Origin of the sequence: Bradyrhizobium sp. 61 (assembly GCF_023073075.1) — a bacterium.
GTDB classification, from domain to species: Bacteria; Pseudomonadota; Alphaproteobacteria; order Rhizobiales; family Xanthobacteraceae; genus Bradyrhizobium; species Bradyrhizobium barranii.
The window spans coordinates 118,330-129,890 of sequence record NZ_JADPIU010000056.1 but is presented as its reverse complement, the minus strand read 5'-3'; the positions used below and the strand labels follow the sequence as shown (position 1 = coordinate 129,890).

At 62.9% G+C, this 11,561-nt stretch carries 12 protein-coding genes; 8 read left to right on the top strand and 4 right to left on the bottom strand.

The genetic code is table 11. From position 1 onward, the window contains the following. Positions 1–30: 30 nt before the first annotated feature. A complete protein-coding gene (locus tag IVB46_RS20325) occupies positions 31–828 on the top strand; it encodes an enoyl-CoA hydratase/isomerase family protein (RefSeq protein ID WP_166099830.1) in 798 nt (265 codons plus the stop codon). An 83-nt stretch (positions 829–911) separates the two neighbouring features. Here IVB46_RS20325 and IVB46_RS20320 read toward each other — a convergent pair whose 3' ends face one another. After that, positions 912–1,523 (bottom strand): A24 family peptidase, encoded by a 612-nt coding sequence (locus IVB46_RS20320; RefSeq protein WP_080584039.1) that lies wholly within the window; start codon positions 1,521–1,523, stop codon positions 912–914. Between the two features lie 421 nt (positions 1,524–1,944). Between IVB46_RS20320 and IVB46_RS20315 the strand changes: the two genes are divergently transcribed. The 3 genes from IVB46_RS20315 to IVB46_RS20305 all read left to right on the top strand — a co-directional run bounded on the left by IVB46_RS20315 (position 1,945) and on the right by IVB46_RS20305 (position 5,192). Continuing rightward, on the top strand, positions 1,945–2,919 hold the full coding sequence (locus IVB46_RS20315; RefSeq protein WP_208089502.1) for a tripartite tricarboxylate transporter substrate-binding protein: 975 nt from the start codon (positions 1,945–1,947) through the stop codon (positions 2,917–2,919). 206 nt (positions 2,920–3,125) lie between these two features. Further along, positions 3,126–3,668, top strand: coding sequence for a tripartite tricarboxylate transporter TctB family protein (locus IVB46_RS20310; protein WP_038957486.1), 543 nt, complete (start codon positions 3,126–3,128; stop codon positions 3,666–3,668). 9 nt (positions 3,669–3,677) lie between these two features. Continuing rightward, positions 3,678–5,192 (top strand): tripartite tricarboxylate transporter permease, encoded by a 1,515-nt coding sequence (locus IVB46_RS20305; RefSeq protein ID WP_038957487.1) that lies wholly within the window; start codon positions 3,678–3,680, stop codon positions 5,190–5,192. Positions 5,193–5,410: 218 nt separating this feature from the next. Here the strand turns inward: IVB46_RS20305 and IVB46_RS20300 are convergent, their stop codons facing one another. Further along, complete coding sequence (locus IVB46_RS20300; RefSeq protein ID WP_208087805.1) at positions 5,411–5,647, bottom strand: hypothetical protein; 237 nt, start codon at positions 5,645–5,647, stop codon at positions 5,411–5,413. Between the two features lie 1,261 nt (positions 5,648–6,908). Between IVB46_RS20300 and IVB46_RS20295 the strand changes: the two genes are divergently transcribed. Next, entirely contained in the window at positions 6,909–7,217 is a 309-nt protein-coding gene (locus tag IVB46_RS20295; protein WP_225048943.1) for a hypothetical protein, read from the top strand. 52 nt (positions 7,218–7,269) lie between these two features. Here the strand turns inward: IVB46_RS20295 and IVB46_RS20290 are convergent, their stop codons facing one another. Together IVB46_RS20290 and IVB46_RS20285 are read right to left on the bottom strand one after the other, a co-directional pair. Beyond that, positions 7,270–8,463: a CoA transferase gene (locus tag IVB46_RS20290; RefSeq protein WP_208087804.1), complete on the bottom strand. Its 1,194-nt coding sequence runs from the start codon at positions 8,461–8,463 to the stop codon at positions 7,270–7,272. A 130-nt stretch (positions 8,464–8,593) separates the two neighbouring features. Then, positions 8,594–8,902, bottom strand: coding sequence for a hypothetical protein (locus IVB46_RS20285; RefSeq protein WP_038957490.1), 309 nt, complete (start codon positions 8,900–8,902; stop codon positions 8,594–8,596). A gap of 384 nt (positions 8,903–9,286) precedes the next feature. Between IVB46_RS20285 and IVB46_RS45115 the strand changes: the two genes are divergently transcribed. The 3 genes from IVB46_RS45115 (at position 9,287) to IVB46_RS20275 (ending at position 11,263) form a co-directional block, all read left to right on the top strand. Next, entirely contained in the window at positions 9,287–9,457 is a 171-nt protein-coding gene (locus IVB46_RS45115) for a hypothetical protein (protein ID WP_321576380.1), read from the top strand. Positions 9,458–9,481: 24 nt separating this feature from the next. Next, entirely contained in the window at positions 9,482–10,630 is a 1,149-nt protein-coding gene (locus tag IVB46_RS45110) for a M10 family metallopeptidase (RefSeq protein ID WP_346016137.1), read from the top strand. Positions 10,631–10,762: 132 nt separating this feature from the next. After that, complete coding sequence (locus tag IVB46_RS20275) at positions 10,763–11,263, top strand: hypothetical protein (protein WP_247309714.1); 501 nt, start codon at positions 10,763–10,765, stop codon at positions 11,261–11,263. Positions 11,264–11,561 lie beyond the last annotated feature (298 nt).

Here is an 11,561-nt window from a genome sequence, read left to right as displayed (position 1 = left end):
GCCTGAACTAACCCAGAAAGTGAGCGCGCGATGAACGCACCGACGACGACCAACGAAGACCTGCTCTACTCCGTCACGGACGGCATCGCGCGGATCACCTTCAACCGCCCCCAGGCGCGCAACGCAATGACCTTCGCCATGTATGACCGCATGGCGGAGATCTGCCAGGAGATCAACGCCGATCGCTCGATCAAGGCGCTGATCCTGACCGGCGCCGGCGACAAGGCGTTCGCCTCCGGCACCGACATTTCTCAGTTCCGTGCGTTTAAGACCGCGCAGGACGCGCTCGACTACGAGGCCCGGATCGACCGCGTGCTCGGCACGCTCGAGCAGTGCCGCGTGCCCGTGATCGCGGCGATCGCGGGAGCCTGCACCGGCGGCGGCGCCGGCATCGCGGCCTGCTGCGACCTCCGCATCGGCACCGAAACCACGCGCATCGGCTTTCCGATCGCACGCACGCTCGGCAACTGCCTGTCGATGTCGAACATCAGCCGCGTCGTCTCGCTGGTGGGACCTGCGCGCACCAAGGATCTGATCTTCAAGGCGCGCCTCGTCGAGGCGCAGGAAGCGCTGTCGCTCGGCCTGCTCAACGAGGTTGTGCCCGACGTCGAGACGCTGCAGCGCCGTGCCGACGAGACCGCCAAGCTCGTCGCAAGCCATGCGCCGCTCACGCTTGAAGCGACCAAGGAGGCCGTGCGCCGCATCCGCCGGACGCTGTCGCGCGAAGAGGGCGAGGACCTGATCCTTAAGGCCTATATGAGCGAAGATTTCCGCGAGGGCATGGATGCCTTCCTCAACAAGCGTACACCGAGCTGGAAGGGCAAGTAGCGCGCAACACTACGTCTCCGCGTCTCGATCGCTCAACTCGCGGCCACGGGACCGCCGAGGCACCGACCTTGCAAGCGACGAGGTCAACCCGGCCAGAAATAGCCCCAGCGCAAAAGTAATTGTTCGCTCAGCCAGCCGATCCAAATAGCGGGCGCCATAAAAAGTCCGAACGGCAGGAATGCCGTACCTCGCAGCGACCGCCGTCGCACGACAGCATTGGCGGTGTAGACGGCAATCGCCGAAAGTGCCGCCAATTCGATCACCGCGGCCGCCGTTGGGAGTTCGAGCCAGGCACCGGCAACTGCGGCAAGCTTTACGTCCCCAAGTCCCAATCCGTTCCGGCCGCGCCAGTGGCGGTAGAACAACAAGAGAAGAAGCAACGGCAGACTTACCGCTGAGGCGCGAAAGACCAGCCACAGCATGGATGATGCACTCGCATTGAATAAGATTGATCCGCGTAACAAAGCAATTCCGAAAGCCGCGGCGGTCAGCTCGTTTGGAATGAGGTAGTGGCGGGCGTCGTTGCAGGCGATGCCGAGCATTAGGGCGGCGAGGTATGCACCTAACAGCCCATCCGCGCCCGGCGCGATCATGAGGCTTGTGACAACGAACGCGAATACGACAACAGCGAATACCAAAGTGCTTAGACCTACCTCTGATTTTCCTCCGGTGGAATTTCGATTGAAATAGACCATAGGCTCTCGGCATCTGCGAAATGAGGAAACGCGCCCGTTGTTCACTGAAGCGACTGGAGACCAGTGATCATATCGGTTGCATCCGGCGTGCTGGCCCATCCGCCCGATGATCTCGTGGGCTTTGTGGCACAAAGCTGTGACACATTATCTCTCACCGCCAAACAGCAGGTCATTCCCGAACGATCGTAGGGGGCAACCCGAACTGCAACGTTGATTTGGGGGCTCGCCTTCTATTCCAGTCCCCAGATTTTGGCGGTCGAGCTTGCAATCGATCTCATTCCAAAGTCATAAGCCGAGCGGCGCCGGGCCGGCTTGAACTGGCCGGCATTCGCCCGCACAATGCAATTCGCATTGCTTCGCGAATTGCCAATCCGAACAATAACATAGGCGAAAACTTGGGGAGACGCACGTGGGACATGGAATGAAGGCCGCGGTCGTGCTGGCCGCTGCGCTTTGTGGCGCGCCGGCTTTTGCCGGCTGGGAGCCGACCAAGCCCGTCGAGATCGTGGTGGCCGCCGGCGCGGGCGGCGCCTCCGACCAGATGGCGCGGATGATGCAGGCCGCCATTCAGAAGAACAATCTGATGAAGCAGCCGATCGTCGTCTCGCTCAAGGGCGGCGCCTCGGGCGCGGAAGCGCTGATGTACATGAAGTCCAGCGAAGGCGACCCGAACAAGGTGCTGATCGCCTATTCGCTGATCTACATGCTGCCGCTGTCGGCGAAGATCCCGTTCAACTGGCGCGAGCTGACGCCGGTCTCGGTGATCGCGCTCGACCAGTTCGTGCTGTGGGACAACAGCGCAGGTCCGAAGACGGTGAAGGAATTCGTCGCGGCGGCGAAGGCGGCGAGTTCGCCGTTCAAGATGGGCGGCACCGGCTCCAAGCGCGAGGATCACGTGCTGACCGTCTTCCTCGAGCAGAAAACCGGCGCGAAATTCTCCTATCTGCCCTACAAATCCGGCGGCGAGGCCGCGACCCAGCTCGTCGGCAACCACACCGAATCCAACGTCAACAACCCGAGCGAAAATCTCGAAGTCTGGCGTGCCGGCCAGGTGCGCCCGCTCTGCGTGTTCGACAAGGAGCGCATCTCCTACACTAGCAAGGTGACGGACACGCAATCCTGGGCCGACATCCCGACCTGTAAGGAGGAGGGCGTTGACGTCCAGTATCTGATGCTACGCGCGATGTTCCTGCCCGGCAAGGTCACGCCGGAGCAGCAGGCGTTCTATGTCGATCTGTTCCACAAGGTGACGCAGACCGCGGAATACAAGGACTACATGGAAAAGCAGGCGCTGAAGCCGATCTTCCTCACCGGCAAGGACATGGTGCAATTCCTCGAGGAAGACGACGCCACCAACAAGTCGCTGATGAGGGAAGCCGGATTCGTCGCGAAGTAGCCGTCTCTCTTTGCCCTCCCCCCGTTCTTACGGGGAGAGGGCATGGGTGAGGGGCTTCCCTCCCGGAAGAGAATGGCAGACAGACTCGCGGAGGGTCCCCCTCACCCGGCGCTTCGGCGTTCTAGAAAACGGCCGCGGACGCGGCCTCTGCCTCTCCCCGCAAGCGGGGCGAGGTGACATCACTCCCGGCTTTTGCAAATCAGCTCATGTCCCAAACCGATCTTGAAATCATCGTCGACGATCCGACCGCGCCTGAAGACGGCTCACCCTCCGTCGTCTCCTCGGGCACGATCGAGATATTCGTCTGCCTGCTGTTGCTCGCGTTGGCCGCAACGCTTGGCTATGACAATTGGCGCACCGGCGCGTCCTGGGATTCGACCGGGCCGGAGCCCGGCTATTTCCCGTTCTATCTCTCCGTCATCCTCGGTGGCGGCAGCCTCTATGGCCTGATTGCGGCCTTCGTGGCGCATCGCGCGGCATCCGAAAGCTTCGTCACGCGTGCGCAAGCGCGCCGTGTGATGGCGGTGTTCGTGCCGACGCTGCTGTTCTGCCTGGTGATGCAGTTCCTCGGCCTCTACGTCGCGAGCTTCCTCCTGATCGCGGGCTTCATGCGACTCGTCGGCAAGATCGCGCTGTGGAAGTCGCTGCTCACTGCCTTCCTGTTCACGGCGATCATGTTCGTCACCTTTGACATCGCCTTCGACGTCATCATGCCGAAAGGGCCGCTAGAAGCGGCCTTCGGCTACTAGGCGCTCACGATGGAAGCTTTCGGTCTCTTGCTTCATGGCTTCGCCGTCCTGCTGACGTGGAAGACGCTCGTGCTGATGATGTTCGGGCTGGTGCTCGGCATCTTCGTCGGCGTGCTGCCCGGGCTCGGCGGTCCCAACGGCGTTGCGATCCTGTTGCCGCTCACCTTCACGATGGATCCGACCTCGGCGATCGTGATGCTGTCCTGCATCTACTGGGGCGCGCTGTTCGGCGGCGCCATCACCTCTATCCTGTTCAACATCCCCGGCGAGGCGTGGTCGGTCGCGACCACGTTCGACGGCTATCCGATGGCGCAGCAGGGCAGGGCGGCGGAGGCGCTGACCGCGGCGTTCACGTCCTCCTTCATCGGCTCGCTGGTCGCGGTGCTGCTGATCACCTTCCTCGCGCCGATGATCTCCTCCTTTGCGTTGAAGTTCGGCCCGCCCGAGTTCTTCGCTGTCTATCTGCTGACCTTCTGCTCCTTCGTCGGATTGGGGCGCGAGGCCAAGCACAAGACGGTCATCTCAATGTCGCTCGGTCTTCTGCTCGCGGGCGTCGGCATGGACACGGTGTCGGGCAATCTGCGCATGACCTTCGGCTCGGCCGAGCTCTTGCGCGGCATCAACTTCCTCGTTGCAGTCATCGGCCTGTTCGGCATCAGCGAGATCCTGCTGACGATGGAGGAGCGGCTGGCGCTGCGTGGACACGCCGCGAGCATTTCGCTCCGCGTCGTGCTCAGCGTCTGGAAGGACCTGCCGAAATACTGGGTGACGCTGCTGCGTTCCTCCTTCATCGGGTGCTGGCTCGGCATCACCCCGGGCGGCGCGATCGCGGCCTCCTTCATGGGTTACAACCTCGCAAAGCGCTTTGCCAAGGATCCCGAGAGCTTTGGCAAGGGCCGCATCGAGGGCGTGTTCGCGCCGGAGACCGCGGCGCATGCCTCCGGCACCTCGGCGCTGCTGCCGATGCTGGCGCTCGGCATTCCCGGTTCCGGCACGGCCGCGATCCTGCTCGGCGGGTTGATGGTGTGGGGACTCAATCCGGGTCCGCTGCTGTTCGTGGAGCACAAGGATTTCGTCTGGGGTCTAATCGCCTCGATGTATCTCGGCAATGTCGTCGGCCTCGTGCTGGTGCTGACGACGGTGCCGATCTTCGCCTCGATCCTGCGGGTGCCATTCGCCGCGGTGGCGCCGATGATCGTGGTGTCCTGCGCGATCGGCGCCTTTGCGATCCAGAACGCGATGTTCGACATCTGGCTGATGCTGGGCTTCGGCGTCGTCGGCTACGTTTTCAAGAAGATCGGCATCCCGCTCGCGCCGTTCACCCTCGCGCTCGTGCTCGGCAACCGCGCCGAGGATGCCTTCCGCCTGTCGATGATCGGGGCCGGCGGCAACCTCAAGGTGTTTTGGTCGAACGGCCTGGTTGGCTCGATCACAACCTTGGCGATTGTGCTGTTGTTTTGGCCTGTGATCGACCGCTTGCTGCGCTGCGTCGGGTGGCCGCGGCAGGCGAAGCCTGCCGTGTGAGCCAAGCGGATTGGAAACGCCATCAGTATAGGTGTCGCGTAAGTCCGATAAAGTTCGAAGCCCATGTCGCTGGGTGCAGTTTCGCCCTTGAATCGATCGCGATGTTGGGAATAGTGCATTACATGACTATCACCGCTCGCGAGGGGAGCTTCGTCTACGTCGAGGACTGCCTGATCAACGGCAATTTCGCCTAGCCCGGCACAGGGATGTCGTGAACATTACGATTCGCGATATGGGAGGCAGCGGTCTGCGATTGCAAGCGCGGCGGCGGGCTTGATCAGGGCGACGCTCAGCAATGTCAGGTTGATCAATGCAGCCAACGGTGTCGGCGTCGGTGGCGGCGCCGCCGTTCTCAGCAATTCGGTCGTGTCGAGCAACTCGGTTGCCGGTATTGCCATCTCGGGCGGCGGCATTAACATTGACGCCATGAGGATTTCCTTCAACGCGATCGGCATCAAGCAAGAACGGTCAACCCGTCCAACAATGACCGTTCGTTCAATACCGCTGGCGTGTCGGGCACGGTCAACTCGTATTCGAACAATCGCTTCTCGGATAACGGTGCAGGCGGAACGATCACGCCAATCGGCAGCACAACCAATCCGTCTGGGTTGCAGTAAGAACGATGATCGCAGCGGCTCAGCGATGACGTGAGATGCCAAAGCCCGGCTCGCCGGGGCTTTTGGTGCTTGCGATTTCCTTCACGCTGGCACGATGCAGGTCGTCGTTGCATTGATCCGACTCGATTAGGCCCCTGAGCGAAGCTCACGCGGTTAGCAGCAACCGACCTCGTTCGACATCGTGAGAGCGAAGTTGGCGAAAATTCACTGAGCGCATCCCTGATCTGGAGCTCAGCATCTGCGGTGGTCCTCCTGATCGCGGTGACGATGAGTCGAAAGCCCGGCGCTGACGCCGCACTTTCGGTATTTCATCGTGAAACGGTCAGAGCCCGTGACGCTTCCCGCGCTTGTCAGCGACGCTAATCAGCACCAAAATACAATCTTAGATTTTGTTGATCTGTTCTTTTTTGGAGGACGTCATGGCTGTTGAGCATTATCGGGCCCGGAAGGGCAAGGAGATTTCACACGCGGCCGCCGCTGTCGTTGCCGGAGGCTACACGACGAAGTTCGATTCCTGGGCGGGCTGACGCCTAAGCAGAAGGCCGCCTTCAAGCTTGCTGCAGACCGCTGGACACACGCGATCGTTGGCGATCTGCCTGATGTCATTGTCGGCGGCGAGAGGTTCAACAATCGGCGTATCACGGCGCAAGGCACCGACATTTACGGCCCGGGGAGGATTCTCGGTCAGGCGGGACCGAACCGCTTGCGCCCGCAGAATGCCGGAGCGCGGGGTCGCTGCCTGTTCCCGTTGAAAACACGGGCGGGGAGGGGACGGTGGACTCGCATTGGCGCGACACCGTGTTCGGCGCAGAGCTGATGACCGGCTTCGTCAATCAGGGCGGCAATCCGATGAGCCGGGTGACGAAGCTTGCAGGATCTCGGCTATGAGGTGAACATGGACGCTGCCCAGCCGTATCAGCTGCCTGATCATCTCCAGATGGCTGAGGCGGGGCTCGTTGCCGCGCATGCTAAAAAGTCAAGAGGCATCGTGCTCCCGCGGATTCCGATCACGTTGCCCGAGGAGAGCATTGGCACCTAAGGCCAACGCTTTGCCAAGCAAGGCTCCTCGGGAATTCAGCGATACAGGATCATGGAGGGCATGAAACGACCGAAAGCGATCGTGCTTCCAGATTCGTCACTGATCCCGTCGGACTGCCTGATCTCGCCGCCGCCCAACCAGTTCACCCACGAGGTGGCGAGATCGCAGCCCTTCTATGCCTCGCAGGGCGCGCCGGGCGACCCACCGACCGGACAGTTCGAGGCGGAGCCAAAGGTCGTGCTGCTCTACCATGACGGCGGAGAGCTTGTCGTGTCGTCGATGCTGCCGGCCGCTATGTCGGCACGCGCTTCGAGCGTTTGCGCGAGATCTAGATGGTTGCGTAAGCCGTCAATGCGCGGTCGATGGTGATCACCGCGGCGATCCGGATGCGAAACGCCGGCTGTTGAGACGCAGCCGTTCTTCACACCACCTTGGCGTTCCGGAGCGTCGCGATCTCGTCTGAACTGAGGCCGAACTCCTTCAAGACCTCGTCGGTGTGCTCGCCGAATTCCGGCGGCCGCGCCACCATCTTGCTCGGCGTGCGCGACAGCGTGACGGGTTGGCCGACCAGGCGGATGTGGCGGTCCTCGTCGTTCGGCACGTCCTGCGCGATGCCGAGATGTTTGACCTGCGCGTCCTCGAACATCTGGTCGATGGCGTAGATTGGTCCGCAGGGCACGCCGGCATCGTTGAACTCGCGGACCCAGGTCTCGGTCGACTTCGTGACCGTGCGCTCCTCGATCTTGGCGTTGAGCGCGTCGCGATTCTTGGAGCGGGCCGGCGCGGTCGCATAGTCGGGATCACTGTAGAGCTCCGGCGCGCCGATCGCCTGCGCGCAACGCTCCCAGATCCGTCCGCCCGTGGTGGCGATGTTGATGTAACCGTCCGAGGTCTTGAACACGCCGGTCGGGATGCTGGTCGGATGGTTGTTGCCGGCCTGCTTGGCGACTTCCTTCTCCATCAGCCAGCGCGCGGCCTGGAAGTCGAGCATGAAAATCTGCGCTTGCAGCAGCGAGGTCTGCACCCACTGGCCCTTGCCGGACACCTCGCGCTCGAGCAGCGCGGTGAGGATGCCCATGGCGCAGAACAAGCCGGCCGTGAGGTCGGCGACGGGAATGCCGACCCTCATCGGCCCTTCGCCCGGCGCGCCCGTGATCGACATCAGCCCACCCATGCCCTGGGCGATCTGATCGAAGCCGGGGCGCTTGTGGTAGGGCCCGTCCTGGCCGAAGCCGGAGATGCTGCCATAGACGATACGCGGATTGATCTCGCGCAGGGTCTCATAGTCGATGTTGAGCTTCTTCTTCACGTCGGGACGGAAATTCTCGACCACGACATCGGCCTTGGCGGCCAAGCGCTTGAACACGGCGAGCCCGCGCTCATCCTTCAAATTCAGCGTCATCGCCCGCTTGTTGCGGTGCAAATTCTGGAAGTCGGAACCCCGCCGCGGCCCGCCGGGCTGCTCGCCGCCGGCATCCTCGGTCAGCGCGTCGATCTTGACGACGTTGGCGCCCCAGTCCGAAAGCTGCCGCACGCAGGTGGGTCCGGACCGGACACGGGTCAGATCGAGCACGGTGAAGCGCGACAGGGCTTCCGAGGCATGCGGAAAGGGCATCTTGAGAGGCTCCAGGACAGATTGCGGGGATACCATAGTGCTGAAACATCATGCGACAAGTCTGGGCCTGCGCGGATGCCGCCTGTCGAAATGCAATGCCTGACGCGGCTTGCTGCGCTGCACGAAGGGGTCAGCGCGACAGGCGCTTCAGCTCGGCGCGCGCTTGCTCGGACTGCGGATCATCACCGTGCCGCGCAAGGAAGAGCTCGAGCGCCTCCCGCGTTCCCTTCCGGCGGGCGGCTTCGTATTCCTCCGCCACCGCCGCGGAGGGATCGCGGCCCATGGGCATGGAGGGGGTGCCTCCCGCCTTGTCCTTGGCGCTGTCGTCCGCCTTGGCTTTCCCGACCATGACAGGCTGTTCTCCGATGGGCAGACGATCCGGCCCGGCGAGCACCGCCAGGGCACCGATCAGTCCGGCTGACAATGGGCCGAGTTTCATCACTTCCCTTACAAAACATAGTCTCAGGCGGAACCCGCAATCTGTCTTCGGCACCGTATGACTACGGAATTTGATGGCCAGTGCAGCCTTACGGAAGGGGGCCAGGCACGGACACAAGCTTAAGACAAACGTTTACCCCCGGAGCTAGAATCAGCCGCCAGTGCCCGGAATGACGCGCGACGCGTCACCCCGGAGAGTACATTGGCCACCTCTGACACCGTTAGTGCCACCAACAACGCCGAGATCGACGGCCTGCTGTCGGGCTCCAAATGGTCCGACGCGATCACCTACAGCTTTCCGGACGTGCCTGGCGACTAAGCGAATCCATACACGGGCGGCGACGGCGAGCCGACGAACTCAGGCTTTGCCTCTGCCCCGGCGCAGATGCAGACCGCGATCAACTACGCGATCGGGTTGATCCTCGGCTACACCAACACCAGCATCCAGTACGCAGGGACCAACGGCGCCGACATCATGATCGCGCAATCGCCCTCAGCCAATCCGACCTCCTACGCCTACTACCCCGGTAATTATGCGTCGGGCGGCGACGTGTAGTTCGGGACCCAATACAATTACTCGCTGGCCAAGCTCGGCAACTACTATTTCACGACCGCGCTGCACGAACTCGGCCACGCCCTCGGGCTCAAGCACAGCCAGGAGGCTGGCGGCCCCGCCAATGTTGCGGTGCCGAGCGGCCACGACGACAGCGAATATACCGTCATGAGCTATCGCAGCTATGTCGGTGCATCGACGACAAGCGGCTATACCAACGAGGCCTACGGGTATCCGCAGACCTACATGGCCAACGATATCCTTGCACTCCAGGCAATGTACGGCGCGAACTACACCACGCAGAGCAGCAACATGGTCTATGCTTGGAGCCCGACGACTGGGCAGGAGATTATCAACGGGGTCGGGCAGCTCGCGCCGGGCGGCGGCGCTGGCGGCTCGGCCAACCGCATCTACGAGACGGTCTGGGACGGCGGTGGCGTCGATACCTACGATCTGTCCAACTACACGACGAACCTGGGCATCAATCTCAATCCCGGCGCGTCGTCACTGTTCTCGTCGGTTCAACTGGCCAATCTCGGCAACGGCCATTCCGCCTCCGGCAACGCTCCGCGACGCCGTGACCACCAAGATGACGCGCAGAGAGATCGCCCAGGCCCGGAATGGGCGCCAAGCCGCGAGCATCGACCGTCTGACGCCTCGGCCTCCCTGGCTCTCGGCGGCCGCTCAAAAAACTCGAAAACCGGCGGCAGCCAGGACAACGCAACCATCACGGGGCTGGCCAATGGCGGGTTTGTGGTGACCTGGGAAGATCTGAGCGGAACGCTCGGCGATGACGAAGCGACCAGCGTCAAGGCGCAGATGTTTGCGGCTGATGGCAGCAAGGTCAGCAGCGAATTCCTGGTCAACACCGCGACGGCCTCCGACCAGCTCAAGCCAACCATCTCGGCGCTGCCCAATGGCGGCTTTGTCGTGACCTGGTACGATTTCAGCCAGACCGGCGGCGACAGCAGCGGCAGCAGCATCAAGGCGCAGATCTATACGGCCGATGGCAGCAAGGCTTATTTGCGCCGGGTTCCCAACTGTTCCGCGTGCAATTTCAATGATCGTGGCCGTTGGGCAACACTCTCACACGTTGCAACATGGCAGGAAGCTGATGGACAGCAGTCGGGCTTGGGATCAAACCGGTCCCGGTTTGATGGCGGGGGCGCATCGTAACTAGTCTGGTGGGCGAGGCTTGCCGCGTGCTGGCGTGGCAACCATTCGCAAGGGAATTAAGATGTCCGGGGGCTGAAACCGACGGGATTGGTCATCTTGGGCGCGGCTGCCGCGTCATGTTGGATTTTGAGCATGATCCTGGGCATTGCCGAGACCGCGGCTGCCACTTGGTCACGCATGGACATCCTGTCCGGCGATGCCGCGCCCAGCGCCGCCGAAAGCCTTGATGTCGGCACCATGAGGCCGATCGCGCGGCCGTCGCAGACTGCGAGCAAGCCGATCCCCCGCGGCAATCCGCTGTGGTCGGTGCCGTTCTCGGCGCTGACCGTCACCCAGGAGCGCCCGATCTTCTCGGCGTCGCGCCGGCCGCCGCCCCGCGCCGCGGCCGCGGCTCCGGTGGAAGAGGCGCAGCCGCCTCCACCGCCCGTGCCGGTCGAGGCGCCGCCGCCATTGCTGCTGGTCGGCGCCGTGGTCGGCGAGGGCGACACAATCGCGATCTTCCTCAATCGGATCGACCAGAAGGTCGTGCGATTGCGGCAAGGCGAATCGCTCGGTGGCCGGTCGCTGACCGCGGTCGAGCCGCGCGAGGTGACGCTCAAGCTCGGCGAGCGCAGCGAGGTGCTGGGGCTGTAACGGCCGGATGCGGGCCCTCCGCCCCCGCGACGACCAATTCCGCGGGTGCGGAGAGCAAGATGATCGTCCCGACCACGAACGGACCGTCATTTGCCCCGTTCACGCCCCGCTCGACGCCGAAAAACGGCGAGTCGGACGGCCTCTGAACCGCGCCTTTCCCGGATCGAACCACACGCCCGATAGGCCTGAAAGGGCAATCGAATCTGCCCCGCGCCGCCGGGCGGCTGCCGTTCTGCGAACCTATCGACATTCCGCGTGCTGGCTGCTAGCCCGGTTTCGCGATACCCAGGGGGAGCCC

Coding starts and splice junctions, on each gene's coding strand:
- IVB46_RS20325 (WP_166099830.1), top strand. CDS start 31: ATGAACGCACCGACGACGACCAACGAAGACCTGCTCTACTCCGTCACG.
- IVB46_RS20320 (WP_080584039.1), bottom strand. CDS start 1,523: ATGGTCTATTTCAATCGAAATTCCACCGGAGGAAAATCAGAGGTAGGT.
- IVB46_RS20315 (WP_208089502.1), top strand. CDS start 1,945: ATGAAGGCCGCGGTCGTGCTGGCCGCTGCGCTTTGTGGCGCGCCGGCT.
- IVB46_RS20310 (WP_038957486.1), top strand. CDS start 3,126: ATGTCCCAAACCGATCTTGAAATCATCGTCGACGATCCGACCGCGCCT.
- IVB46_RS20305 (WP_038957487.1), top strand. CDS start 3,678: ATGGAAGCTTTCGGTCTCTTGCTTCATGGCTTCGCCGTCCTGCTGACG.
- IVB46_RS20300 (WP_208087805.1), bottom strand. CDS start 5,647: ATGCCGATCGCGTTGAAGGAAATCCTCATGGCGTCAATGTTAATGCCG.
- IVB46_RS20295 (WP_225048943.1), top strand. CDS start 6,909: ATGAAACGACCGAAAGCGATCGTGCTTCCAGATTCGTCACTGATCCCG.
- IVB46_RS20290 (WP_208087804.1), bottom strand. CDS start 8,463: ATGCCCTTTCCGCATGCCTCGGAAGCCCTGTCGCGCTTCACCGTGCTC.
- IVB46_RS20285 (WP_038957490.1), bottom strand. CDS start 8,902: ATGAAACTCGGCCCATTGTCAGCCGGACTGATCGGTGCCCTGGCGGTG.
- IVB46_RS45115 (WP_321576380.1), top strand. CDS start 9,287: ATGCAGACCGCGATCAACTACGCGATCGGGTTGATCCTCGGCTACACC.
- IVB46_RS20275 (WP_247309714.1), top strand. CDS start 10,763: ATGATCCTGGGCATTGCCGAGACCGCGGCTGCCACTTGGTCACGCATG.